22 protein-coding genes and 1 tRNA gene are annotated in these 26,001 nt (G+C 47.4%); 9 read left to right on the forward strand and 14 right to left on the reverse strand.

Annotation, left to right across the window (positions count from 1 at the left end; all coding sequences use genetic code 11):
* Nucleotides 1–14: 14 nt before the first annotated feature.
* Together GXP69_RS10000 and thpR are read right to left on the reverse strand one after the other, a co-directional pair.
* The gene (locus GXP69_RS10000) at nucleotides 15–506 is read right to left on the reverse strand and encodes a CinA family protein (RefSeq protein WP_163914924.1); all 492 of its coding nucleotides are present in this window, start codon (nucleotides 504–506) and stop codon (nucleotides 15–17) included.
* A 30-nt stretch (nucleotides 507–536) separates the two neighbouring features.
* On the reverse strand, nucleotides 537–1,100 hold the full coding sequence (gene thpR / locus GXP69_RS10005) for an RNA 2',3'-cyclic phosphodiesterase (RefSeq protein ID WP_163914926.1): 564 nt from the start codon (nucleotides 1,098–1,100) through the stop codon (nucleotides 537–539).
* Nucleotides 1,101–1,192: 92 nt separating this feature from the next.
* Between thpR and GXP69_RS10010 the strand changes: the two genes are divergently transcribed.
* The 6 genes from GXP69_RS10010 to GXP69_RS10035 all read left to right on the forward strand — a co-directional run bounded on the left by GXP69_RS10010 (nucleotide 1,193) and on the right by GXP69_RS10035 (nucleotide 7,088).
* Entirely contained in the window at nucleotides 1,193–1,912 is a 720-nt protein-coding gene (locus GXP69_RS10010; protein WP_163914928.1) for a phosphatase PAP2 family protein, read from the forward strand.
* Between the two features lie 108 nt (nucleotides 1,913–2,020).
* Nucleotides 2,021–2,102, forward strand: a tRNA-Leu gene (locus tag GXP69_RS10015).
* 121 nt (nucleotides 2,103–2,223) lie between these two features.
* Nucleotides 2,224–2,919 carry a phosphatase PAP2 family protein gene (locus GXP69_RS10020; protein WP_163914930.1) on the forward strand — a complete coding sequence of 232 codons (696 nt, stop codon included), beginning with the start codon at nucleotides 2,224–2,226 and terminating at the stop codon, nucleotides 2,917–2,919.
* Between the two features lie 67 nt (nucleotides 2,920–2,986).
* On the forward strand, nucleotides 2,987–3,565 hold the full coding sequence (locus GXP69_RS10025; protein WP_163914932.1) for a hypothetical protein: 579 nt from the start codon (nucleotides 2,987–2,989) through the stop codon (nucleotides 3,563–3,565).
* A gap of 51 nt (nucleotides 3,566–3,616) precedes the next feature.
* Complete coding sequence (locus GXP69_RS10030) at nucleotides 3,617–6,481, forward strand: tetratricopeptide repeat protein (protein WP_163914934.1); 2,865 nt, start codon at nucleotides 3,617–3,619, stop codon at nucleotides 6,479–6,481.
* A gap of 34 nt (nucleotides 6,482–6,515) precedes the next feature.
* On the forward strand, nucleotides 6,516–7,088 hold the full coding sequence (locus tag GXP69_RS10035) for a SixA phosphatase family protein (protein ID WP_163914936.1): 573 nt from the start codon (nucleotides 6,516–6,518) through the stop codon (nucleotides 7,086–7,088).
* 50 nt (nucleotides 7,089–7,138) lie between these two features.
* Here GXP69_RS10035 and GXP69_RS10040 read toward each other — a convergent pair whose 3' ends face one another.
* The 9 genes from GXP69_RS10040 to GXP69_RS10080 all read right to left on the reverse strand — a co-directional run bounded on the left by GXP69_RS10040 (nucleotide 7,139) and on the right by GXP69_RS10080 (nucleotide 18,600).
* Nucleotides 7,139–7,597, reverse strand: coding sequence for an RDD family protein (locus tag GXP69_RS10040; RefSeq protein ID WP_163914937.1), 459 nt, complete (start codon nucleotides 7,595–7,597; stop codon nucleotides 7,139–7,141).
* A gap of 82 nt (nucleotides 7,598–7,679) precedes the next feature.
* On the reverse strand, nucleotides 7,680–8,174 hold the full coding sequence (locus GXP69_RS10045) for a methylated-DNA--[protein]-cysteine S-methyltransferase (protein ID WP_163914938.1): 495 nt from the start codon (nucleotides 8,172–8,174) through the stop codon (nucleotides 7,680–7,682).
* Between the two features lie 99 nt (nucleotides 8,175–8,273).
* Nucleotides 8,274–9,518 (reverse strand): porin family protein, encoded by a 1,245-nt coding sequence (locus GXP69_RS10050; RefSeq protein WP_163914939.1) that lies wholly within the window; start codon nucleotides 9,516–9,518, stop codon nucleotides 8,274–8,276.
* A 153-nt stretch (nucleotides 9,519–9,671) separates the two neighbouring features.
* A complete protein-coding gene (dnaK, locus tag GXP69_RS10055; RefSeq protein ID WP_163914940.1) occupies nucleotides 9,672–11,609 on the reverse strand; it encodes a molecular chaperone DnaK in 1,938 nt (645 codons plus the stop codon).
* A gap of 503 nt (nucleotides 11,610–12,112) precedes the next feature.
* Entirely contained in the window at nucleotides 12,113–12,832 is a 720-nt protein-coding gene (locus GXP69_RS10060; protein ID WP_163914941.1) for a hypothetical protein, read from the reverse strand.
* Between the two features lie 21 nt (nucleotides 12,833–12,853).
* Nucleotides 12,854–13,621 carry a DUF6056 family protein gene (locus GXP69_RS10065; protein ID WP_163914942.1) on the reverse strand — a complete coding sequence of 256 codons (768 nt, stop codon included), beginning with the start codon at nucleotides 13,619–13,621 and terminating at the stop codon, nucleotides 12,854–12,856.
* Between the two features lie 155 nt (nucleotides 13,622–13,776).
* Nucleotides 13,777–16,503, reverse strand: a complete 2,727-nt coding sequence (locus tag GXP69_RS10070; protein WP_163914943.1) for a S8/S53 family peptidase — start codon at nucleotides 16,501–16,503, stop codon at nucleotides 13,777–13,779.
* 432 nt (nucleotides 16,504–16,935) lie between these two features.
* The gene (locus GXP69_RS10075; protein WP_163914944.1) at nucleotides 16,936–17,790 is read right to left on the reverse strand and encodes a dienelactone hydrolase family protein; all 855 of its coding nucleotides are present in this window, start codon (nucleotides 17,788–17,790) and stop codon (nucleotides 16,936–16,938) included.
* Between the two features lie 18 nt (nucleotides 17,791–17,808).
* On the reverse strand, nucleotides 17,809–18,600 hold the full coding sequence (locus GXP69_RS10080; RefSeq protein WP_163914945.1) for an NYN domain-containing protein: 792 nt from the start codon (nucleotides 18,598–18,600) through the stop codon (nucleotides 17,809–17,811).
* 201 nt (nucleotides 18,601–18,801) lie between these two features.
* Here GXP69_RS10080 and GXP69_RS10085 point away from each other — a divergent pair, with 201 nt between their 5' ends.
* The 3 genes from GXP69_RS10085 (at nucleotide 18,802) to GXP69_RS10095 (ending at nucleotide 23,121) form a co-directional block, all read left to right on the forward strand.
* Nucleotides 18,802–19,797, forward strand: coding sequence for a DUF1028 domain-containing protein (locus GXP69_RS10085; RefSeq protein ID WP_163914946.1), 996 nt, complete (start codon nucleotides 18,802–18,804; stop codon nucleotides 19,795–19,797).
* A gap of 32 nt (nucleotides 19,798–19,829) precedes the next feature.
* Nucleotides 19,830–21,560, forward strand: a complete 1,731-nt coding sequence (locus GXP69_RS10090; protein WP_163914947.1) for a S41 family peptidase — start codon at nucleotides 19,830–19,832, stop codon at nucleotides 21,558–21,560.
* A gap of 157 nt (nucleotides 21,561–21,717) precedes the next feature.
* Complete coding sequence (locus tag GXP69_RS10095) at nucleotides 21,718–23,121, forward strand: M20/M25/M40 family metallo-hydrolase (RefSeq protein WP_163914948.1); 1,404 nt, start codon at nucleotides 21,718–21,720, stop codon at nucleotides 23,119–23,121.
* Nucleotides 23,122–23,617: 496 nt separating this feature from the next.
* Here the strand turns inward: GXP69_RS10095 and GXP69_RS10100 are convergent, their stop codons facing one another.
* The 3 genes from GXP69_RS10100 to GXP69_RS10110 all read right to left on the reverse strand — a co-directional run bounded on the left by GXP69_RS10100 (nucleotide 23,618) and on the right by GXP69_RS10110 (nucleotide 25,886).
* Nucleotides 23,618–24,835: an S-adenosylmethionine:tRNA ribosyltransferase-isomerase gene (locus tag GXP69_RS10100; RefSeq protein ID WP_163914949.1), complete on the reverse strand. Its 1,218-nt coding sequence runs from the start codon at nucleotides 24,833–24,835 to the stop codon at nucleotides 23,618–23,620.
* Nucleotides 24,836–24,924: 89 nt separating this feature from the next.
* Nucleotides 24,925–25,329, reverse strand: a complete 405-nt coding sequence (locus tag GXP69_RS10105) for a DUF2721 domain-containing protein (protein ID WP_163914950.1) — start codon at nucleotides 25,327–25,329, stop codon at nucleotides 24,925–24,927.
* A 20-nt stretch (nucleotides 25,330–25,349) separates the two neighbouring features.
* Nucleotides 25,350–25,886, reverse strand: a complete 537-nt coding sequence (locus GXP69_RS10110; protein WP_163914951.1) for a hypothetical protein — start codon at nucleotides 25,884–25,886, stop codon at nucleotides 25,350–25,352.
* Between the last annotated feature and the right edge of the window lie 115 nt (nucleotides 25,887–26,001).

A 26,001-nucleotide genomic window follows, 5' to 3' on the forward strand; every position in this document is an offset into this window, starting at 1 on the left:
GGTGTAAACTATAGTTAACGATTGAAGTGCTGCTCCAGCACGCCTTTCAGTTTATCGAAGATGTAATTTACCGTTTTTTTACGAACAGCCTGCGTATTACCGTCAAACACCTCCCTGAATTCTTCAGCTTTGCCATCATACAGGATCGAAACGAACACGGTACCTACCGGCTTCTCTTCGTTTTCAGATCCTCCGCTTCCTGCCAGTCCCGTAACAGCCACACTAATGTCTGCATCCAACAGCTTCTTCAGGCCCATTACCATTTCGTTGGTTACCTGCTGGCTTTCGGCAGTGTACAGGTCCAGGGTTGCTTTGCGCACGTTCAGCAGTTTCATCTTTACCTCAGGCTGGTAAACTACCAGGCTGCCTCTTAATACGTCGCTGCTGCCTTTGGCTTTTACAAACTCAGATGCCAGCATACCAGCCGTGCAGCTTTCAGCAAAAGCGACACTCAGGTTTTTATCTTTGAGCCCCATTACAAGCTCTGTTATTTCGGATTGCGTCATATGTTATAGCTTCAGAGCTATACTTACTGCTCAGGCGCCGGTTTGGTTTTGGCCTAAAAGGTAAGCTTCCAGTACGCTGTATACCGGGTGCGGAGATGCAAGTTCCGATTTCCAGATGCCAATGGCATTTACCGGAAGCGCTATAGTTCCTTCGGGCATTACAGCTGGTTTAGACTCAGGTCGTGCTGCATGCTTTTTGTAGCGGGCCAGCGTTATGTGCGGTGTAGGCTTCAGTTTGTTTGGCTCGTTGGGGGCTAGGGTTTCCGCCAGTTGTTTGCTGAGCCTAGTAAACTCCGGGTCATCTTTAAAACGCGCCCACACCAGCCGCGGCGACTTCGGTTTAGGTCCCTGTTCAATGGCATCTAAATACAAGGTAAAAGGCTGACTCTGGTTTGCGATCTCTTTTACCTGCCGACGTATTGTTTCAAGTGCAGTGCCGGGCACATTCCCGATGAAGAACAGCGTTAAATGCAGGTTTTGCACAGGTATGGCCCGCACCGAATCATCCAGAAAAGGTTGCAATTTCTGCTGCAGGTAAGGTGCCAACCCATCGGGTAAAGAGGCCGCAATAAACAGCCTGATCGTATCTTGCATAACTATAAGCGTAGCGTTTAGAGCCATATTTACGTTTACAGCTATACGCAGGCAGTACAACCTAAGCACGCGTTTTTTCGAAACTATAAACTATGATCCGGAATTTTTATAAAAAACTGGCCGCAGGTATAGCGCTTTTTACCTTTGAGCTGATCTTTGTATGGCTCCTGTTTATAGCGTGCGTAGTGGTGTTTTTCTACATCAGCAGCCAGATAATACGCGGCGGTGAACTCGGGTTTGATGAAGCCGCTTTTGCTTTTGCGGCCAGTATTGCCAGCCCGGGATTCAACAATTTTATCGAGGTGATTACCTTCTTCGGGTCCGGGGAGTTTCTTACGCCGGCTGCGCTGCTGCTGGTTGCCTACTTTATTTTTGTGCGCAAACACCGCTGGTACTCGTTAAAAGTGCCAGTGGTAGCCCTCGGCAGCATTACCCTGAACGTGGTGCTTAAATACTTTTTCGACAGGCCCCGGCCGCTGTTACCATTGGTAGAGGCACACGGGCTCAGCTTCCCGAGCGGGCACACCATGGTGGCAGCATCGTTTTATGGGCTTATTATTTACCTGGTCTGGAAACATGTGGAACAGGTCTGGCTTCGTAATCTGCTTATTTTTCTGCTTTCTGTTTTCGTGATGCTGATCGGTTTTAGCCGCATTTATTTACGGGTACACTACGCTACCGATGTGGTGGCAGGCTTTGCCGCAGGCTTTATGTGGGTCGTGATCGGGATCTGGATCTTAAAACGAATAGAACGGTACTCACGTAAAGAAATCACGCCGGTTTTGATAGACGATCCGGTAGAAAAAAGTTAAATATTTTTTAATGCAGATATTGCGCTAATCAAATTTGTTCGTACCTTTGTTGTCCCAATGAACGAGGGTTAAAGGGTTTTGGGGATGTTTATTTGATTTAGTGAATTTGCGCAAGTGGCGAAATTGGTAGACGCGCTGTCTTCAGGCGGCAGTTCCGTAAGGTGTGAAGGTTCGAGTCCTTTCTTGCGCACACTACTTTAAATTAAAAGCGAAAGCCGGTTCTTACTCAGGACCGGCTTTCGCTTTTTTTATGCCTATAGTTCAGCAACTATAGTTGTACCGATTGTTGTGGTAAGTGCGTAAGCAAATCCATGAAGCGCAGGCTGCAACGGTTTATAAGTGCGCTGGCCTTGTTGTCAGTAGAGGCAGTGCTGGTTTGGCTAGCTTTTTTTGCCTGTATGCTGCTTTTTATATACATGGCCCAGCTGGTGTTTATAGAGAAAAGCACCGGTTTAGATGAAGCCATGTTCCGGTTCGCCGCTAATCACACTTCTCTCGAAACCACGCGCTTTATGCGTGTCATTTCCTTTTTCGCTTCTGCTGATTATCTGATGGTGGTGCCGCCTTTGGTAACGCTAATACTTGCCTGGTTCCGGCAACTGCAGTGGTTCGCGCTTAAAGTGCTCGTTATCTCGCTTACCAGTACCATATTAAACCAAGCCCTGAAGCGCCTGTTCGAGCGCCCCCGACCTGAAACTGCCATGCTCGAGCAATCTGGACTCAGTTTCCCCAGCGGCCACGCTATGATTGGCGGTTCGTTTTATGGGCTGCTGATTTACATTGTATGGCGCACGGTGCCTAACCCTTTTTGGCGGTGGCTGCTAACTATAGTTTTAACCCTGCTGCTGCTGCTCATTGGTTACAGCCGCATTTACCTGAACGTGCACTACGCCACCGACGTGCTGGCTGGCTACTCCGCCGGAATTCTCTGGCTGCTGTTTTCCATCTACTTCATGCGCAGGTTGGAGAAGATCTACTTCAGAAAAGTGGAGCGTAAGCAGGCTTGAACTTGATATTTGATAAATCCGATATAAAGTTTTAAGTGATGGGAGAAGTGTGTAGATTTAATGTAAGATGAAATTTACGCTAGCACTATTTATCCTTAGTCTATTATGCTTTACAAATAGTGCTGCACAGAATGTTTCTGTTCAGCACTTAAAGAATGCTATAGTTGCCAAGCATAGCATAAACCCTGACACGGTTGATTTCTGCGACTTTATAGTTGTAGATGGTGTGCCATACTCAGTATCTGACATCGAAAAGGAAATAGAGACAATATCAATAGATAAACTAAGGGTATTTATGTTCATTGAGATGTCTGAAGTATTTCACCATAAGAAATGTGACTGGCTATTGACTATAGGTTCTGGAATAAATCAGAAAAGGAAAGAGAAGAAGGTTTTGGTGAACCAGTTAAAGGATAACATAAAAACCTTTGCTTCTCAGCCTATAAGTGTAACAGATGTAAAGTGTGATGACTGTATGGCTATAGTTGTGGATGGAAAGGCATTAGACGAGCATGAAAGTACTCAGTTTATCAATAATTTAAAGGCCAGAAATATTGCCCATATAGCTTTCTATAAAAATGCCAATCCAGATTACCATGGCTACAGAGCTAGAAATGGAATGATGGAGATTTTTCTGAAAGATTAACTGATATTTGAGCAGATTAAACTATAGCTACTATAGATCATAATTGAAAGCATGATGAAACTTTTATCCAAACATATTCTCCTCCTAACCACCACACTTACCCTTGCCTTACCAGCATTCGCACAACACCCCGACGATATAAAAGCAATTCGGGAGAAGCTACAACAGGAGCTGCAACTGGCGAGAACGGCAAATATAGCACCTGCCGAAAAAGCTGAAAAGTTACTGGAACTGGGCTTGTGGCAGGAAGCGGAGCAAACTATAGCTACGGCCAAACCAACTGTACAAACTATAGTTGCCAAAGCAAAACTGGCTATCCTGAACAACGAGTTTGAGCAGGCCGAAAAGCTGGTAGCGCAGGCCCTGAAATTACAACCCGAGTCGGCGGAAGCACTATTGCTTAAAAGTAAACTACAGGTACAGGCCTGGGAGCTGGAGAAAGCAAAAGCCACTGCCAGCCAGGTATTAGCCAAAGCTCCGAAACACGAAGCTACCACGATACAGGTCGGCCGTATTTTGATGCTGCAGAAAAAGTACGACCAGGCATTGGCACAGGCAAAACAGGTGCAGCAGCTGAATCCGAAAAATGCCGATGCGTATCTGTTGGAGTCGGATGTGCATTTCTGGAACCAGAAGCCGGAACTGGCCGAAAAACCGCTCATCACCAGCCTGACACTAAACCCCTTTAACCCCGATGCACGCTTTAACTATGGTTATGCCATCTGGCGGCGTGTAGATGCGACCCAGCTAAACGACATGGCTGCCCAATGGGAACTGGCGCTGGAACTGAACCCGCTACATTATGTAACGCACTGGCACTGGGGTAACGGCCATACCAACCTAACCTACGCCGACTACGCCCAACCAGAGGACGATAAAGTACGACAGGCATTACAACAGGCCGATAAACTGATCGCTCAGAACAAACTACAGGAAGCACTGGCTGTAGCCGCAAAGGTGCAGCAGGAATACCCGACGTCGGTGTTGCCGGCCATGCTGCGTGGCTCGGTGTATTATATGGCTTTCGATATGGACCGCGCCCAGCGACTGGACTCTGCCCAGACCATTTTCCAGCACATCCTGAAGCGCAAGAAACACTACGGTCCGGCACATAATGCCCTGGCAGCCGTTATCAAACAAAAGCAACTGCCTTACCTGCACAACTACGATTCGCTGCAGCAGGTCATCCGAACTACAACTATAAAAGACCCGGTAAACTTTGCCCGTGTTTTCCCGGATGTGACGTATTACCCCGGCAACGAAGTGCAGAAAATGGTGTGGTCGCAACTATACGAGAGTATTGTTTATTTCCCGTTCCTGAGCAGGCAAAACGAAAAGTTCGTGATTCCGCCGCTTCACCACGACCTGACCATTGCCATGAACTCGCCGTTCTTCCGGCAGGCCACTACGTTTGATAACCGCCAGTGGATGGATATTCGGGGTGTAGGAAGTGGCGCTGCTGCCATTGAGTACGTAGTGCGGGGCTCGTATCTGGAGCGCAATGTGGTGCTGCACGAGTATGTGCACCAGTTTCATGGCAGGGTGTTTACCGATGCCGAAAACCGCGAAGTGCGCCGCCTGTACCAGAATGCGATGAAAGAAAATCGCACCCTGGACTATTACTCCGCCAACAACGAACACGAGTACCTGGCACAGACTTACCCGGCTTACTTCGAGCCAGTAAAAGTGCACCCGCTCAACCACAAATCCATCAACACCACCGCCGATCTGAAAGCCAAAGACCCGGAACTTTATAGTTTCCTGGATGGACTGGTAAAACGGCAGCGGGCTTACCTGGCCGGCGATAAACAGGCTATGGCCAGCAACTGGGCTGAAGTGTACCTGAACCTGTCGGAGCGTGAACTGGCTCGCCGCAACTATAGCCAGGCTGCTGCATTGCTGGATACTGCCCTAACCTGGGATGCAAACTATCAACCTGCACTAATTGCTTATGCCAGTATAAACCGGGCGCAGCACAAGTACCGGGAGGCCGGAAACTGGCTTACCAAAGCCGAAACTATAAACCCGAACTATGCGCCGGTGTATGTGGCCCGCGCCGAGTTGCTGGAAGTCATGCGCCGGGATGGCAAACTGGAACAAACCGATGCCCTGAAGCAGCAAACCGAACTGTATCGCAAAGCGCTGCAACTGGAAGACGACCTGATGACCCGGGCAACTGTAACAATGGATTTTGCCAGAATATACGCTTCGTACGGGCATTACCCGGAAGCCATTATTTTAGCGGAGAGTTATGTGAAAGATGCCCCAACGGTATCAACTTACCTGCGCGACCGCCGCGATGAAGCTCTGGCTTATGCACACTGGCTAAAAGGTACAACCGGAAAAGCACCGGAAAGTGAAGCGGAACTGGCCCGACTTGTTTCTTTAAAACCGCAGAACTATACGCTGCGTCAGCAATATGCCGATGTGCTGGCTGCACAAGGCAACTATACAAAAGCTTACACTACGTTAGAGGAAGTGCAGCGCATACTGAGTGCCAGTGGCACGCCTCGCGCGTCATATATGGTGCGTATGGCTGATTATCAGGTAGGGTTAGGGTTAAAAGATTCTGCTAAAGTAACACTTCAGCCACTGCTAAACGGCAGGCAACGCGTAGGCTCCGACAACTATAGATTGGTTTCGTTGCTGGCACAGCTCGGCGAACCCGATAAGGCAAGCGAACTACTTCGCCAACAAATGCGGGCAGACACACCGGCCGAAGAAGCTGAGCGGTTAACTACGGTTGGCATTGTGTGGGAAGTACTGAATAAGCCAAAAATGGCCGAAAAGTCTTACAGAGCCGCGCTTCGTGAAAATCAGTATCAGTATGAAGCCCGTTTGTTGCTTGCAGATTTGCTGAAGAGCAGAGGTAAAAATAAAAAGGCCAAAGCGATACTTGCAGAAACAGGAATTTAAGATAATTTTACTCTGATCTACACTTTTGAAACTTATGAAAAAAATGTCTCATTCCTATCGTCTTGCACTGGTGTTTATAACCGGCCTAATGCTTTCTTGCCTGTTGGCCCCGCTTAACAGGGTAGCAGCACAATCACGTGCTAAAAAAGAAGCTATAACCACAATTTATGTAGTGCGTCATGGCGAAAAAGCAGACGCCGACCCAACTGACCAGGATCCTACGCTGTCTTCGGAAGGAGAGGCGCGTGCTAAAGAACTGGTAAAATACCTGGCAGGTAAAAAAATAGATGCTGTTTATGCTACGCCCTACAAGCGCACCCAGAGTACGGTCCAGCCGCTTGCCGAGAAAAATGGCTTAACCATACAAACCTATAACGCAAGAGACAATGCCGGTTTAAAGAGCCAGGTGCTACAAAACCATGCCGGTAAAACTATAGTTATAGCGGGCCACTCCAATACTATCCTGACTATAGTGGAGGCATTCGGTGCTAAAAAGCCTTTTGAGGCAGTAGCCGACAGCAAGTATGATCATATATTTAAAATAACCGTTGGTGCTGATGGTACGGCCACTGTAGAACCTGCCACTTACGGCGCAGCTACCAATTAACGAGCTGAACTATAAAACAGAAGCCCGCTCTTGTTAAGGAGCGGGCTTTTTTATTTTTCTGAAGTGTAAGGCTGTGGCTGCTGTTTTACCACATAAGCATCGGTAATGCGGTTATGGAAGTACCGGTGCCGGGCAATTGGTAAGCCACGTACAAACCGGAACAATAAGATCAGTACCGAAACCGGTTTTGTAAAGTAGCGGATACTTGCTGCCTTAAAACTTAACCGGTGGTTGTAGTTGTCGATCACTTTTATGCCCAGGAGGTACTTGCCCAGCGTAGCCTGGCTCATGCTCGACTCAGCCCCGGCAAAGTAGAGCCATCCCAGCAAAATATACAGCAAGCTTTCAGGTTTCCACAGAAAAGTAGCCTCGTTGCTGCTGATGGTATAATAATCAGCTATGGCAGCAACTATAAGCAGTAAAACAACATCAATAAAGAGCGCAATAGATCGCAGCACCAGAGAGGCTGGTTTCACGCGTGCGCCTGAATTAAGGTGTATTGCCTGCATCGTTTTATAGTTTAGTTTTAGCCGTTTTACGGTTGCTTATACTAAAAAGAGTGCAAACAGGTTGTGTTATAATGAGTTATAGTTAGAAAAATGTGAGCTGGCGGGCAGGTTGTTTTATGCCTTCGTGGTTGAGGAGCCACTCTTTACGCCATAGTCCGCCGGCATATCCGGTCAGGCTGCCGTCGCTGCCGATAACGCGGTGGCAGGGCACGATGAGGCAGATCGGGTTCCGGCCGTTGGCGGCACCAACCGCCCGTATCGCTTTTTCACCAGATACTGCTTTTGCCACATCCATGTAAGATGCTGTTTTACCAAACGCAATCGTGTTTAGCTGGCCCCATACTTTCTTCTGGAAATCGGTGCCTTCAGGCTGAAGTGGTAAGTCAAACTCCTTACGTTTTCCTGCAAAATAGTCGGTTAGCTGTGCAATAGTTTGCTGCATTATGACTGGCTGCTCTGCTGTAGTTGGGTAAGCCACATCCGAGAACAGGCACGATACCAGGTGCGTGTCGGTAGTGGTTATGTTCAGGTAACCAATAGGTGTGTGTAAACTGCTGGTATAAAAGTTTGCTAGCATAGTTAAATGTACGGTTTTGGTAGGTTAAGTGCAATGCTACAAAAACAAAAATCCCCTGCTATACTCCAGCAGGGGATTTTTGTTTTTCATGTTTTCAGCCTATAGCTTATAAGATAACAGTAGAGAATAACTCTGCATTCGGGTAGAGTGATAGTTGAAGTGTGAGACTCCATTGTTTGCTTCGTAACGTGCCTCTAAGCTGAACATCTTTCCAAATAAAGGATAGGAGATGCCTACACCACCAGTTAGGCCTATGGCAAAATTCCTGAAGTCATCTTCTTCTAACAATGGCTTTGTAGTAGTGCGTGTAGAGCCACCAAACGTAATGGATGTCTTGGCTTCGTTTTCTTCCGACACAACAAAATTCATTACTGGACCTATCTGAATATATGGTCTGAAAGTGCCACTTGGAAGAGTATAACGTAACATTGTAGGAATTTTGAAGTGCTTTACATCAATGTAATACTCCCCAGCATTGTTGCCCGGTGTTAATGGGTCATCACCAGTGTTACCTTCAAAATAGTTTGTTGTAAACAGTGTTTCTATCTGCATGGATATCTTCTCACTAAAAGTTGGCATCGAGAAGTTGAAAGATGCACCTGCTATTGGCTTAAGAGAGTTGTTGTTGAAAAGCTGTTCCTTACCATCAAGAGTAAAGGAAAGAGATGAACTACTGAATCCGGCTAAAAGTGCTACACTTGTACGTATTTTTTGTTGTGGCTTAGCATACTCTATTTGGCCAACACACTGATTATATTTTCTTACAATAGCTGTTAAAGAATTATGCCCAATCACAACTTTATCTATGTCAGCCTCTTTTATAGAATTGCAATCCAGGAAAGTTCTCATAAGTACAGGCTTATACAACTCGCGGCGCATCAACATAAGATGCCCAAGCTTACGTCCTTCCTGCATATTTTTCTGTTTAAACTCTTCTACCTTAAGCTCTTCTAGTGCTTCCGAACCTTTAGAAATATAAAAGCGGTCTTTTTGCATGGGGTCGCGCAAAAAAAATAAATTAGCCTGGCCTCTGACTAATATTTCTGCAAACAGCACTTGTGGGACATTTAAAGTGTCGAAAGCAGGTATCAGCTTGGATTCGTAAATTTTGTTCTCTTTCTTAAAGCCAAAGCTCTGCACTTGCTCAGGTGCCAGGTTCTGCTGATCAGCTTTTTCAGTAGTTTTAAAAGTAACTACTTTGGTGTTACGCTGTGCTCCGCGGTAATCTATCAATCCAGAGATTGTATCGCCATTCTGCACCAGAAAACCGGGTCTGAAATCGCTCTGAGCAAAAGTTGCCGTGCCGGCAAGCACTAGTAAAAGTGTAATGTAAAGTTGTTTCATAAAAGTGATAAGGGTGGTTAGTATCTTGTTTATTGCGTGTGAATGAAGATGATAATATAAAGATGATGCAATAAACGGAAACTAAAGTCCTAAAACAAAAACGCCCCGCTGAAACCAGCGGGGCGTTTTATCTATAGTTGCGTATTCGGGTTACTACTTATTTGTATTACCGTCTACTTCTTCGTAATCTACATCGGTTACGCCGCCATCGTTGGCTGCGCCTTGCGGGCCGCCAGCCTGGCCATTACCACCAGCCTGTGCACCTGGGGCACCTTCTTGTCCGGCTCCGGCTGCGTACATCTCCTGCGACGCTGCACTCCAGGCATTGTTCAGGGCTTCGAGAGCAGCATCAATACCAGCTGCATCTTTAGCGCCATGAGCAGTTTTTAGCTTACCTAGGGCATCCTCAATCGCAGATTTGTTTCCTGCAGATAGCTTATCACCAAACTCTTTCAGCTGCTTTTCGGTCTGGAAGATCATTGAGTCGGCTGCGTTCAGTTTCTCAATTTCTTCTTTCGCTTTTTTATCAGCTTCGGCATTGGCTTCAGCTTCCTTACGCATACGCTCGATTTCCTGCTCGCTCAGGCCAGAAGAAGCTTCGATACGGATCTTCTGCTCTTTGCCAGTGGCTTTATCTTTCGCGGTTACGTGCAGGATACCGTTGGCATCTATGTCAAAGATAACTTCGATTTGCGGAACACCACGTGGTGCTGGTGGAATACCGTCCAGGTGGAATCTACCGATAGTGCGGTTGTCGCGAGCCATTGGGCGCTCACCCTGCAGTACGTGGATCTCTACAGACGGCTGGTTGTCAGATGCCGTAGAGAATGTCTCCGATTTCTTGGTTGGGATAGTTGTATTCGACTCTATCAGTTTGGTCATCACACCACCCATTGTTTCGATACCCAGTGAAAGCGGCGTTACGTCCAGCAGAAGTACATCTTTTACTTCACCTGTCAGAACACCACCCTGAATGGCAGCACCAATTGCTACTACTTCATCCGGGTTCACACCTTTAGAAGGCTTCTTGCCGAAGAACTTCTCAACCTCTTCCTGTACTCTCGGGATACGGGTAGAACCACCTACCAGAATCACCTCATCAATATCAGCTGATGAAAGGCCTGCATCCTGAAGCGCCTTGCGGCAAGGCTCCATTGAGCGACGTACCAGGTCGTCAGACAGCTGCTCGAACTTAGCGCGAGTCAGTTTACGTACCAGGTGCTTCGGAATACCGTTTACCGGCATAATGTATGGCAGGTTGATCTCTGTCTCCTGAGAGGAAGAAAGCTCGATCTTTGCTTTTTCAGCTGCTTCTTTCAGACGCTGCAACGCCATTGGGTCTTTGCGCAGGTCAATGCCTTCGTCGTTCTGGAACTCCTGAGCCAACCAGTTAATGATTACCTGGTCGAAGTCGTCACCACCAAGGTGTGTATCACCGTTCGTAGAAAGTACCTCAAACACGCCATCACCCAGCTCCAGGATCGAAATATCAAAAGTACCACCACCTAAGTCGAATACAGCGATCTTCTGATCTTTGTGCTTCTTGTCCAAACCGTAAGCAAGCGCTGCTGCTGTCGGCTCGTTAATGATACGCTTCACTTCAAGACCTGCAATCTGACCAGCCTCTTTTGTGGCCTGGCGCTGTGCATCGTTAAAGTAAGCTGGTACCGTAATAACCGCCTCTGTAATGGTTGTACCCAGGTAATCTTCTGCAGTAGCCTTCATTTTCTGAAGTACCATGGCAGAAATTTCCTGTGGTGTATACTGGCGGTCGCCAATCTCCACACGGATGGTGTTATTAGCACCCTGTACTACTTTGTAAGATACCTGCTTTGCTTCTTCGCTAACCTCGTTGTAGCTATGGCCCATAAAGCGCTTGATAGACGCAATGGTGTTCTGCGGGTTTGTGATTGCCTGACGTTTGGCAGGGTCACCTACTTTGCGCTCGCCGTTACCGTTGTCTAAGAATGCAACGATAGACGGAGTTGTTCTGCGGCCTTCGCTGTTAGGTATAACCACCGGCTCGTTACCTTCCATTACTGAAACGCAGGAGTTGGTTGTACCCAAGTCAATACCTATTATTTTTCCCATTCTATAGTTTTATTTATAGTTTCTTAACTTAAATTCTATTTCAGTTGAAAGCACTACATCAACCAATATGCCAAGCCCCAAAACGCTGGTTTTTTATGTCATTCTGTCACAATCTATAACCATAGCTTTGGTTTTGTCTGACTATATCTAAAGCTGACAACAACGGCTGCGACATATTTACCTGATGAAGAGCTATAGTTCGAGTAACGTAGCAGGGAAGTGTCAATTGGATTGTCATCCAGATGAAAGAAGAAGTCAGTAAGTATGCCCCTGAATGAATTCTAAACAGCTTTCCCGCTGTGCTATAGTTTGAAAGGAAGTGCCCTAAAAAACAAAAGCCCCGTTACGACAAGTAACAAGAGCTAATGTTCACTTTAACACCTAAAACACATTTATGTGAAAGCATTGGGGACCCAAGCCCGCTTAAGAAGCAGGTTTATGGATGCTTTCTAAACACAAGAGTATCTATAGGTGCAAAAGGGTTGCAAGCTCTCTGAAAAAAATTATTCAATAACTGCTTTTTCTCTGAGTACTCCTTTCCCAACGTTGCGTAAAGTGCTCAGATTGTCCATTACAGGCGGATTTGGGGAAGAAAGGTAGACAGAATCTTTTTCGAAATAATTTGCCATGCCTCGGTTTATCCATTCCATATCTATGCCTGGCTTGTGCCTTTCTTCGCGGGAGATAAGATCGTGGAAGTGGATGGTTGCAGGAACAGCAGGCAGGGGCGGAGCCTCACACACCTGACAATCCGATGCTTCTAATAAACGATAGCGTTGGGTTAAAGCAGCATCATAAGCTTTTGCTTTTCCTGAAATCAGATCTACATAGGCTGTGCTGATGTTGTTATTTATGTTCAGGATGCTCAGGATAAAAATAACCAAGACCATGATTGGGATTACCGGAGTTATAGTTCTCAGCGAAGCCAACCGTGACCTATAATGCTGCACTGCCACCTGCAACACATAAAACCACCCGAACAGGAAAAAGAAGTAAATCACATTCTCAAGGCGCGGCGTTGGTCGTTCTCCCGTAGACCAGGCAAAGGCGAAGTTCATCAAAAAGATTGTGCCCAGAAAGTAGACAACAGCCAGGCGAAAGTCAATAGAAAATAAGCGGCTATTTTTATACTTGTCTGCCAATGGCAAACCAAAGTACAACAGGTAAACTACAGAAGTTGCCAGAACAGGTAGTAGCCAACGATAAAAGGTAAGCCCTGTCATAAATGCACCATACACTGCCGACTAGACCAGCCTGCCGCCGTTCGGGTGTTCTGTCATGCGGTTAAAATTGCCGGGTGCCAGCACAGCCACCAGGCAGCAAATAATGCAAACTATAAGCAGCAAGATGAGATAAGGGCGGTATAATCTATGTTTCAGGTTTATAGTTGCCAGCACAAAAACGGTAGTAAACGTAATGACCAGCGCCATTTCGTTAGAGCCAACTATAGCAATACAAAGTAAAATGGCCAAACCTGTATATAGTTTGCGACCAGCACTGTTCTGAGCCCGGAAGAATCTGTAAAGCACTATAAGCAGCACCAGCAACAGGATGTTTGGGAACTGGTAAGTGGCGTAGGTTGAGAAAAAGTAAAAGCCTTCGGAGGTGCTGGGAAGCTGCAGGATATACAAAGTTAAAAGCATAGCGGCCAGCCCTGTAGTTTGTTTCCTGTTAAAAGTATCTTGACCAACTGTTCTGACTATAGCATAGACCGCTACACTTAACAATAGCAGCAACACCAAAGCGTATAGTTTGTAAGCAACTAGGGAGTCAAAAGTTAACGGATTTATCCGCACAATGGCTGTACCAAAGTATCTGCCTGACCAGTTGAGATAATATTTAACCTGTGCAGCCCAGAAGCTAAGGTTTGTATCTCTCTCAGCAAAGCTGAAATCGTCGGCGGCTGGGTGAGTGTATTGTGTGAGCAGCAGAAATGGCAGCAGCGTGTACAGCCCTATAGTTATCAGTATTATAATACTATAGTTACGGGTGCGATTCTCCTGTGGCAGCAAGGGGGTATGGTTATAGTTTGCAGGCTAAATGTAATAAGTTTTAGCTGCAGATAAAAAGCTACGCAATTCCTGAAGTGCAACTATAAACTATAGCCACAAAAAAAGCTCCCCCAGCAGGAGAGCTTTTTCCAAACCATAAAACCATTATGAATTTTTTATCTTGTGATAACCATTCTATTGCTTGATGTTTTGCCATCAGCTGTAATGCGGTATAAGTAGGTGCCACCTGGCAAATTGCTGCCATCAAATTCCAGGGCATGGCGGCCGGCTTTCTGCGTTTCTTGCAACAGAGTCTGCACTTTGCGGCCCATCACATCAAAAACCTCTACAGAAACAGGACCCTCAGTAGTTACTGAATAAGTGATCGTACTCAGGCCGGTGCTTGGGTTCGGATAAGCGTAACTCTCTTCCCATTGTACACCTGCCTGCAGCGCAGCCGATGAAGTGGTAGCAACCGGTTGTGTAGCATTGTTCCAGCTGGAGTGTGTGCGGGTAATAATAACCGCAAACTCGGCGCGGGTAACATTTTGAGTTGGTTTAAAGGTAGCTTTCAGTTTAGGGAACAGCTCCAGCGGGCCCTGGGTAACACTATATAAAGCATTTATCAGGCCCAGTTCAAGTGCGACGCTCACGTATCCTTCCAGGCCGGCAGGTATTTGTTTGGCATCATCAATCGGTATCTGTTTACCATCTACAGTAACCGTAACGGCTTTACCATTACGCGCTAAAGCATGATCCTGCAAGCCCAGTGCCTGTACCAGCGAGTAAGCCAGACTTGCCCTGTTTACGTTACCCGCCGGCGAGAATTTGCCCGTGCCATCTGGTAACATCACGCCATTATAAGTATGGAATCTGTCGCGCAGGGTAGCACCTTTTGCTGCAACCGATTCTCCTAACAACACCTCACTTCCTCTGAGGTCTGAGAATGTTGCAGCACCATTAACTGGTAGGTACTGGCGAATTCCCTGTCCCATTACCAGGTAGTCTGCCAGCTGAATGCGTTTGAGATAATCGTTTGGTTTAAAGCTGCCACTTATACCATCAACAAGGCGCGCGCCGACTGCCATTTTTATAGATGCCTCAGCCGGGTGGCCGGCAATATCGTTAAGGCCGGTGGTGCCGGTAACGCGCTGCTGGTGCAGGGTGCCGTTTATAGTTTCAGGTAAGCCAATGCCCTGTAAGCCTTCAACTTTCAAGGTCCACTGGCCGGGTGCAGGAGCGGCAACTGCTATACCCCGGTCAAAAGCCAGTGTAAATGTAACCGGAATGCCGGCGCGGTGCTCGCTTCCATCCGGACCCAGCAGAATCAGGTTAAGCGGGTTGCCCGTCAGACCAAGCAAGCCACCAGTACTTATTTTGGCTTCGATACTGTTGGTACCTTCTGTTACCTGAAAGCTGATCTGATTATTGGCAGTTAGAAGCGGGTTATAGTCAATAGTAAATGGTGTTACTTCGGTACTGGTATTTACATGGCTGCTGAAGCGACGTGTTAAGTTAGAGTAAGTGCCATAGGTCGTATTTCTGAAGATATGATCTACAGCAGCGTAGGCATTTACATAACCAGCACCTACTTCCCAAGGCTCATAGCCCGGCATATTGGTCGCGGTTTTCTGCAGGATGTCTTTTACCTGGTCAGGCGAAAGCGAAGGATTGGCTTCGAGCATAAGGGCCACAATACCGGCGGCGAGTGGCGTAGCCATTGAGGTACCGCTCATATGTGTGTAAAACGGTACGTGCGCCGGTTCAAGTTCTTCCACGTCTTTCTGAATTTCCAGCGATGCTATAGGGGCAATTACTCTGGTAGAAATTATATCTACACCGGGAGCAACTATAGTTGGGCGGTTTTCATAAGTCCAGGTTCTGCCATCTACAGTAAAGCTGCCGCCTTCGTTTTTAACTCCTCTGGATGAAAAATCTGCCAGTCTGCCATCTTTGTCGCCGGCACCAACCGAAATTACCCATGGCGCAATGGCATATGGGTTGTGTGTATCAGAGCTAGGGCCTTCGTTACCGGCTGCAAACAACGAGATCATACCACGGTCATAAGCCAGTTTTGAAGCAACGTTTACAGGATGGTTCGGATCAAAATCGCCGTTTGTACCCCACGAGTTTGAGATAACCCGGATGCCATACTGGTATTGGTTGGTTAGTGCATAATCGAAACCTCCCAGGGCATCCAGCACAAAAAGGGCAGCACCAGAACCATATCCGATCAGGTGGGCGCCAGGGGCAGCTCCTTCGTACTTGCCCCCCGATTTAGCACCCGTGCCGCCTACAGAGCCGGCGCAGTGCGTGCCGTGGCCTGAGTTGGTATCCGTGTTCGGCACGTTTTCGAGCCAGGTAACCGGCAGCAGGTCGCTCAGGGCATTCAGGTTCGTTACACCGAGCACGTTCTGCACCAGGTGTGTCCCGAACTTCAGGTCTTCATGGGTACCGTCCACACCGCTGTCAATAATCATCACACCCACACCTTTACCTGAAACCGGCATGCCGTTGTTGCGGGCAATCATGTCCTTATCGGTTCGTAGCTTACGCACACCAGTAAGGTGCGTGCCATCATGGTTAAAGTAAGTGAGCCGCTTGTTCAGGTAAATAGAGCGTACCTGCGGGTTTTGTTCCAGCGCTGCAATCTGGGTGGCAGTAGCCAGAACGCCAGCGACAGGTAACGACTTGAACGTGATGCCTTTGGTAATGCCCAGCGAGTTGAGCAGGGAGAGGTGTGCAGAGGTTGGTGCTGTATTTCCGTGGAAGGTAACAATAACGCCCAGTGAGCCGGTGGTGGTTTGCAGTAAGCTGCTCAGTTCCTTATCGAGTTTGCTTTGTGCATGGATGCTGCCCGTCAGGAAGAAGCAGAGCAGCAGCAAGCTTAAAATTCTAGTCATAGTGAGGTGAGTTAAAGGTGTTACATCGTATTAAAATAATTATAGTTTAGGGTTTAAAAATTATAATATAGAGTGTTGTTGAGCTATAGTTAGGAGTTGTACTTTGTTTGTTTAAACATCGTTGACAGAAAGCATTAAAATTTATTCGGGATAGGGGAATTTGTGCTTAAATAGTTGTTTTTTAGGTGTTTGTGAGGTTGAGTGGTTTGCATAGAAATGTGGCTGAAGCAAGAGTAGGTCTTTAGAAATTGTTACTGTGGAAGAATAAATGCTATAGTTAAAAAGTTATAGTTGGTGGCTAGAAAGCTTAAATCGAGGTACTTTTTTTCTTTGATGGAACAGTGCAATCCGGTTGTTTAAACTATAGCATAGAAACAAAAAGACCGGCAACTTACGTAGTTGCCGGTCTTATCGCTAAAAGTAAAAAAGCTGTTAGTCCAGATGTTTCTTCAGGAAGGCTATTGCTAGCTTATGTGCGTCTTCAGCCGCCTGTTTGTCGTATTTGGGATTGCTTGGGTTGGCAAAGGCGTGCACTGCATCATACATTTTTATAGTTACGTCTTTATTCGCCTGCTTCATTTTCTGCTCAAAATCCCGCACTATTTCCGGCGTTATGGAGCCATCCTGCTGCGCAAAAATGCCAAGCACCGGCGCATCCAGTTTCTTTAGCCGCTCCACATCGCGCTCCGGCATGCCATAGTATATCACAGCTGCCTCGGCCTTGTCGCCGGCTTCTATAGCTGCCTGCAACGACCAGCTTCCGCCAAAACACCAACCTATAGTTGCAATATCCGGGTCTTTGCCGGCATAGTTTATAGCACCGTTTATAATAGCTTTCCCGCGCTCCGGTGTAACAGACTGCATGTATTGCACCGCCTTCTCCCGGTCTGCGGCTACCTGCCCGTCATACAGGTCCAGGGCCAGCACATTTACGTTGCCCAGTTCGCTGGCAAGGCGCTCCGCTTCCTGTTTTATATAGTCGTTCAGTCCCCACCACTCGTGTATCACCAGCAGATAGTTATCAGTCTTTTTAGGAGCTTTAATTTCGTAGGCGCTGCCGGTTTTGCCATCAGGCGTTTTAAACGTCACCATCTTGCCTTTTTGGTTCTGCAAGGTAAATGGCAACGGGTTATCGTGCTTCGCCTGGAAATTCTTATCGCTGCCCAGCATGGCAAACTGGGTGGTGGCATCGGCAGAAGGTTTGGTGCAGCAGCTCATTTTCTCCTGGGCAAAAGCCAGAGGCATGGTAAGCAGTGCAATGGCAAAAACTGGAACTACTTTTTTCATAGGTATGGTGTTTATAGTTTAGGATACTTCGGAGGGGGCTCTTTTGCGGCTGTGACGCCGGTTGCTAACCCGCTTCACATATACAGCCGACGGACCTTTGTCATCTTCCTTCCGGATTGTGAACAGGTCTTTATGTGCTTTTATGAGTTGGAGCAGCTGCCCGTAACCAAATGTGCGCGGGTCAAAACTTGGGTCGAGCTGGCGCAGGTTCATACCTATAGCTCCCAAATGTGCCCAGCCATCTTCGTCGGCAGCCATGGTAAAAGCTTCTTTTAACAGCGGAACCGGGTTTGGGCGAGGTCCATTTTCTGTTCCGGTTGCGGGCTCAGCATCAGCAAGCTCTTTTTCATCAATATTCTCTACCAGGTTCTCTGTAAAAATGAATACGTTGCAGGCATTTACAAAGGGCTTGGGCGTTTTGCTTTGCCCGATGCCCATTACAAAAATACCTGCCTCCCTTATGCGGGTAGCCAAGCGCGTATAATCTGAATCTGATGACACAATGCAGAAACCATCCACAAGGCCGCTGTGCAGCAGGTCCATGGCATCAATAATCAGGGCGCTGTCGGTGGCATTTTTGCCAACCGTATAACGGAACTGCTGAATTGGCTGAATGGCGTTGTGGTTCAGGCATTCTTTCCAGCCGTTCATTTGTGGGGTGGTCCAGTCGCCGTAAATTCTCCGGATTGTGATTTGTCCATATTTACCGGCTTCGGCCAGTAACTTAACTATCAGGCTGGGCTGGGCGTTGTCGCCGTCAATCAGTATTGCTAAGCGGTGTTTCTTTTTTTCAGGATAAGGGTTTTTCATGTGTTGGGTGTTAGTTGGCAGCAGTTACCGCCTGTATTGTAGTTTTCTAATTTTTATGCTATACTTATACGTTAATGTGGCGTTGTGGCTGTAAAATTCCGGAGATGAGAGGTAGAAGTGTATAAAGCACGTAAAAGGCCAAAGCGCTTATAGTTGCTATAGTTTCCAACGCAAACCAATTTACCTGTTACTCGCAACCTCATGAAAAAGACACTTTACACGATAGCATCGCTTTGTTGCCTGGCAGTGCCTGCAGCACGAGCGCAGGTTTACAAAACCGAAGAGCCGCTTGCCCATACCTATTCTATAGTTGCCCGCGACCCGCAGACCGGCGAAATGGCGGTGGGTGTGCAAAGTCACTGGTTCTCGGTGGGTACTGCCGTACCTTGGGTTGAGGCTGGGGTAGGCGTAGTTGCTACCCAATCGTTCACCAACAAATCGTTTGGGTTGCGCGGACTGGAGCTTCTGAAACAGGGCAAAACGCCGGAAGAAGCATTGGCGATCCTGCTCAAAGACGATGAAGGCCGCGAAGTGCGTCAGGTCTCTATTCTGGATGCACAGGGGCGTGTGGCCACCCATACTGGTAAGCAATGCATTCGCTATGCTGGACATATTACAGGTAAAAATTTCTCGGTGCAGGCCAACATGATGCTGACCGATAAAGTGTGGCCGGCTATGGCAAAAGCTTTTGAACAAAGCGCGGGCAAACCATTGGCCGAGCGAGTGGTACTGGCCATGCAGGCAGCGGAGCGCGAAGGCGGCGACATACGTGGCAAGCAATCTGCGGTGCTGGTGGTGGTAAAAGGCAAAAAAACAGATCAACCCTGGGACGATAAAACGATAGACCTGCGTGTTGACGATCATGAAAAGCCACTGGATGAACTGGAGCGGCTATTGAAAGTATATCGCGCTTACGAGCACATGAACAACGGCGACCTGGCGGTAGAAAAAGGGCAGATGGATGTGGCCATGCAAGAGTACATGAAAGCCGAAACCATGTTCCCTGATAACCTGGAAATGAAGTACTGGCATGCCATTACCTTGGCGAACAACGGCGACGTGAACGGAGCTATAAAACTGCTTCGGGAAGTGTACAAGAAAGACGCCAACTGGAAAGAGTTGACCTCGCGCCTGCCTGAAGTTGGTCTGCTGGTGCTACAGCCGCAAGATATGAAACGCGTGTTGGATATAAAGTAACTATAGCCTGAATCAACTTTTAGCCATACCCGATGAACAAACTTAATCTACGAGCGCCGCACCTACTAGTGCTGGTTACGCTATGCATGCTGCTTACTGTCTGTAGCTGCTCTGCCCGTTCAACTACTATAACCGAAACCCAAAAGCTGGAGTCGCTGGCCAGGGTCTGGGGCTTCCTGAAGTATTATCATCCTACAGTGGCCAGCGGCAAACTGAACTGGGATCAGCAGCTGATAGACAAGTTGCCCAAGATAAAAGCTGCGCAATCAAAGTCAGAGCTGAGCCAGGTTTATGTGGAGTGGATAAAGGAGTTGGGTGATGTGAAGGCAGCCCGTAGCCGAAAAGCTTCAAAGAGCGTGATGGAAGCACTACTTGGTCTGAAAAAAGTAAATACGAAAACTTTCGATGAGAACTTTAACTTAAGTTGGACCAATGATAAAACGCTTTTCACGGATGAGCTGATACAGGCACTTGATGTAATAGAGCAGCACAGGGCACAGGACGGTAATCACTATGCTAGTATAAATGAGTATGGTTTTCTGGATCTTAAGAACGAAGAACCTTACAGCGAACTATACTTTAAGTACCCCGACGAAGCCTACCGCTTGTTAAACCTTTTCAGGTACTGGAACATCATAGAATACTATTTTCCTTACAAATACAGAACTGACCAGAACTGGAATGATGTGCTTGCCGAGATGATTCCCCGGTTTCTGCAAGCGAACGACTTGAATGAGTACCACCTGGCCATAGTAGAGCTGGTTACCAAAATCAACGACAGCCATGCCAGCATTTCTGTAGCGCTTGCTCCAACTGTGTTTGGTCATTTCTGGTTGCCTGCCCGTTTCAAAATTATAGATGACAAAGCTATTATTACCAGCTTCTACAACGATTCGCTGGCTGCTGTTCATGATATTAAGATCGGGGATGTGGTGCACCGGGTAAACGGAGTTCAGGTTAGTGATATCATCAAGTCAAAAGAAAAGTTTATACCGGCCTCAAACCAGTCTACATTGCGCAGAGATATGGCTAACGCTGTTTTTAATGGCGTGACGGATGCTGTAACTATAACTTTTGAGCGCAACGGGATTATAGCTGAAAAACAGGTGGCGCGCTATATGGGCAGAGATTTAAAATTCAAAGCCGATACCAAAACCGATAAGTGGAAAATGCTGGAAGGCAACATCGGTTATGTAGATATGGGGCTGATTAATGTGCCCGATGTGCAGACGATGATGCAGGAGCTGGCAAACTGTAAGGCAATCATTTTTGATGTCAGGAATTACCCGAATGGAGTTATGTTCGAAGTGGCAAAGTACCTGAACCCCGAACCACGTAATTTTGCAAAATTTACAATTCCTGATCTCACCTACCCGGGGAAATTTAAATGGGTAACAGGCCAGAAAGCCGGAGAAAAGAACCCAAACGCCTACAAAGGCAAAATTGTGCTGCTTGCAAACGAGACTACACAGAGCCATGCCGAGTTTACTATAATGGCGCTGCAAACTGCCGCTGATGCAACTATAGTCGGAAGCCAGACGGCAGGTGCGGATGGCAATGTAATCCCTTTTAAAATGGTAGGCGGCCACGAAACAGTGTTTACAGGCATAGGCGTTTTCTACCCCGACGGCCGCGAAACGCAACGCATTGGCATTGTACCTGATATAGAGGTGAAACCAACTATAGCCGGTGTAAAAGCGGGGCGCGACGAAGTACTGGAGAAAGCGCTGGAGTACATTAAAGCGGAAAGCACCAGACTATAGCATCAGGGCTGTGCAAGGTTCAAAGCATAATTCCTGAAAGAAGCTGTACTTAAACCTGAAAGCAGGATATAGTCATATTTATATGTTATAACTCCAAAAACATTTTTCTAACTTATAGGCACAAACAAACTAAACTAACACAACACTCACCTTTATCATGTTACTTAAAACCAGACTCCGCCACTGGCTGTTTGCTGCGGCTACTTTAGCTGCAATGCCAGCGCTGGCTCAGCAGCAGAAACAGTCACCCGACGATGCCGCTGTTATCAAACAGTTTTACGACAATGCCCTTACCAGCTACAAAAGCTACAACGACCTGCGCTACCTTACCAAGAACATAGGCGCACGTTTAAGCGGCTCTCCGCAGGCAGCTGCTGCCGTGGAGTGGGGCAAGCAGGTAATGGACCAGATGGGCCTGGACCGGGTGTACCTGCAGGAAGTGATGGTGCCATACTGGGTGCGCGGAGATAAAGAAATTGGCAGAATTAACTCTGGCGTTACCGGAACTATAGAAACCAATATTCTCGCCCTTGGTGGCTCGGTAAGCACCGGTGATCAGGGTATTAGTGCGCCAGTAGTAGAAGTACAAAACTTTGAGGAGCTCGAGAAGCTTGGCAAAAAGAAAGTACAGGGCAAGATCGTATTCTTTAACCGCCCTTTCGATAATACGCACGTGCATACCATGGCTGCCTATGGCGGCGCGGTAGACCAGCGTGGCGGCGGACCGGTTGCAGCTGCAAAACTGGGAGCGGTAGGTGTACTGGTTCGTTCTATGGCCAACGAGCTGCAGGATGTAGCTCATACAGGCGGAACACGCTATCAGGATGGCGTTACCAAAATTCCGGCAGCAGCCATCAGCACCCGCGATGCCGAAAGACTAAGTGCCCTGCTGAAGACAGATCCAAACCTGAAATTCTACATGCGCATGACTCCGCAAACACTGCCGGATGTGCTGTCTTATAACGTGATCGGGGAAATAAAAGGAACCGAGAAACCTGATGAGATTATAGTTGTAGGTGGTCACCTGGATTCGTGGGATGTGGGCGAAGGCGCGCATGACGACGGAACAGGCATAGTGCAGTCGATGGAAGTGTTGCGCCTGTTTAAAGAATTGGGTATAAAGCCGAAGCGAACCATACGTGCCGTGCTGTTCATGAACGAAGAGAATGGCCTGCGCGGTGGCCGTAAGTATGCCGAAGAAGCCAAAGCAAAAGGCGAGATCCACGTTGCAGCAATTGAATCGGATGCAGGTGGCTTTACACCGCGTGGTTTCGGAATTGATGGCAACGACGGTCAGTACGCAAAAGTATTAACCTGGAAACCACTGCTGGAACCATATGGCTTGCATGACTTAACACGTGGCGGCGGCGGTGCCGATATTGGCCCATTAAAAGGACAGGGAACAGTAGCTTTGATCGGTTTTAAACCAGATTCGCAGCGCTATTTCGATTACCACCACACCGAGATTGACACGTTTGAAACCGTAAACCGCCGTGAAATGCAATTAGGAGCTGCTTCTATGGCATCGCTGGTGTACCTGATCTCGCAGTACGGCCTATAGTTTTGTAAATCTGAAGACTTGGAGAAGAGAAACTGATCTCCAAACTATAGCACTAAAATAAAGCGCCTGCTCTGGTTATCCGGGGTAGGCTTTTTATTTTTTAAGATTGTTCGAAGTTATAATTACCAGTAGTTTCTTCTTTGTCATCCTGAAAGGATCTTGTGGGCGTATAGCTAAGGCTTATGATATAGTCTATAGTTGCTGATACACGGTTGCTGGCGCTAGCGTCCTCGCTCGTAACGAACTATAGTTGGGCCTCTGCCCTAGTCGGATTATAAATCCACCTTTATAAGCAAGTCACGTATCACAGTTTCGCGCCAGCATAGGACTATAGTTCAAGTATAATTCTATAGTTGCAGCTATAGTTTGTTTTGCTTTTACAAAGCAGAGCCAGTTGCAGACTGGCTGCCATGCACCGCCACAAGTTACGCAAAAGCTAAACTTGCGGCATGTTTCCTGCTAATCCCAATAATCTCCTTAATCACCGGACTTCAAACTATGGCAGTAGCAGCGAACTATCGCCGTAGCTCAGAAATCTATAGTTGTTTTGCAGGGCATGCTGGTAAACGGTTCTCCAGTTCTCGCCAATAAGTGCAGATACTAGCAGCAAAAGTGTGCTTTCCGGCTGATGGAAATTGGTAACTAACCCTTTGCAGATACGGAAACTATAGCCCGGCGCAATCATGATCTGGGTGCTGGCATGCAGGTGGTCGGTGTTATAGTTTGCCATGTAGTTCAGCAGAGCAGTTAAAGCTATAGTTGCTGATGGCAAGTTTGTCGTTTCATAAGCAAACCATTGGCTTATGTGAAGTTGCTCTTTGGGTAGTTCGGGTTGCTGCAAAACCTTTACCCCCAGCCAGTACAGGCTTTCCAGGGACCGCATGCTGGTAGTGCCAACCGGAATCACAGGCTTATTTTGTTCCACCTGAGGCAGCAGTTGAGCTATAAAATCTCTGGTCAGGTAAAGTTGCTCGGCATGCATTTCGTGCGCTTCCATTACCTCGGCTTTTACCGGCTTAAATGTGCCAGCGCCCACGTGAAGCGTAAGATAGGCGGTAGAGATGTCATTCGCCTTCAGTTGCTCTATTACCCTGTCAGTAAAGTGCAGGCCGGCAGTTGGGGCAGCTACAGCGCCTTCCTGGTTGGCATAGATGGTCTGGTAACGGATGCGGTCGTCGGGGCTAAGGTCGCGGTTGAGGTAAGGCGGAAGCGGCAATCTACCACAGCGCTCCAGTACTTCGGCAAATGTTAAACTGGCAGGCTCCCAGGTAAAGTTTATAAGAAAGTGCCCTTCCTGCTGTGCTTCGCGCTCTGCAGTTATAGTGCCGCCCTCAAAGTGCAGGTATAGTTTGCCACCTTTCCAGCGTTTGTTGTTGCCAACCAGGCATTTCCAGGTGCAGTGGCCGGTTTGCTGCATGGCCAGCTGCACTTCGGTATGCGGTTTTACAGGCTCCAGGCAAAAAATCTCGATCACCCCGCCAGTCTCTTTCTGGAAAAGCAAGCGTGCCTGCACTACTTTGGTATCATTAAACACCAGCAGCGAGTTGGCAGGTAAGAGTTGTGGTAGGTCCGTAAAAGTATGGTCGGCTATAGTTCCGTTTTTATAATACAGCAGCTTGGACTGATCGCGTTCGGGCAGCGGAAATTTAGCGATTCGTTCGTCTGGCAGCTCATACACAAAATCTTTTATGGCCAGCTTTTTAGGATCAGACATGTAGTTAGTTGAGAGTTATTTTATAGTTAAGAGTTTAGAGTTATGAGTTAAGAGTTGTATGCGATGATGCTCAAATAACTTTCAACTTTTCACTTTTGCTCGGTTTCTTCTTCCAGGTCGTTCAGTTCAAGAGTAAGCGCATTTACCGAGATCTGTATTTCGCGGAGTGCCAGTGCAAGTGAGCCCATTAGTAGCAACAGGCTAAGCCCGAAAACATACTTACCTGCCACTTCATAGCCTGCAAATAAAATAAACATACAAAGCACGCAGCCAAACATACTGGAAATGCCTAATGCCTGCATGTTCCGGATCAGGATAAGCCGGATACGAAGGTTTTCTATCTGGCCGTAAATCAGGCGGTTCTGGGTTGTGGCATACCTGGCTTTAAGGCTTCGGATCAGGTTGGCAAGTGCCATAAAACGGTTGGTATAAGCCAGCAATAGCAACGAAATTGCCGGAAACAAGAGCGCAGGAGTGGTTAAAGTAATCTGCATTCGGGTAACTATAGTTGGCGCTACTGTATACTTTTCAGGAAGTCTTCGTCCAGCGGTTCATCGTCATCGTCCTGTTGGGCGTGGTGCTCAAAGTCGATCATTGTCAGTAACTGTAGTCCCTCAATCATCAGTTCGTCAAGTTCTTCTCTCGAACCGGCATCCAGGGTGGCTTCGAACAAGGCCAATACCTGTTGGCGGTCTTCGTTCACGAATATCTCGTGGTACAGGTTGTCAAACACCGCGATCTTTTTCTGCACAATTTTGTCAATCTCCTTTGAGCTTTTTGCATTTATTGCTTCCTGTAAAATCTGCAGTGCCTCCACGCTCGTCTCGTTATCCGACAGGCGGGTATAGGCTTTTACAAAAGCAATGGCCATGCCCAGGCGCACACGCTCAAACCTGAAGTTCAGTTCTTCGGTCGTTTTGTTTGTTTTAATGTAGCTGCGGTATGCTTCTTCAAACTGTTTATAAACGGTGGCAGCTCCTTCTTCAAACACCTGCGGGTTTTCAGCATCGTAAGCCGTCTCTAGAAGTAACTGTAGGTTTCTGGCGCTCATGGTTGTAGAGTTTATAGTTTGCAAAGGTAATGGTTTCCCCTTAATTCGCTGTTGCAGCAATGTCTGTTCTTTTCTTTCTGATGTTCAGATGATTTGGTTACAAGTAGGGGGAGGT

Origin of the sequence: Pontibacter burrus (genome assembly GCF_010686685.1) — a bacterium.
Classification (GTDB): Bacteria; Bacteroidota; Bacteroidia; order Cytophagales; family Hymenobacteraceae; genus Pontibacter; species Pontibacter burrus.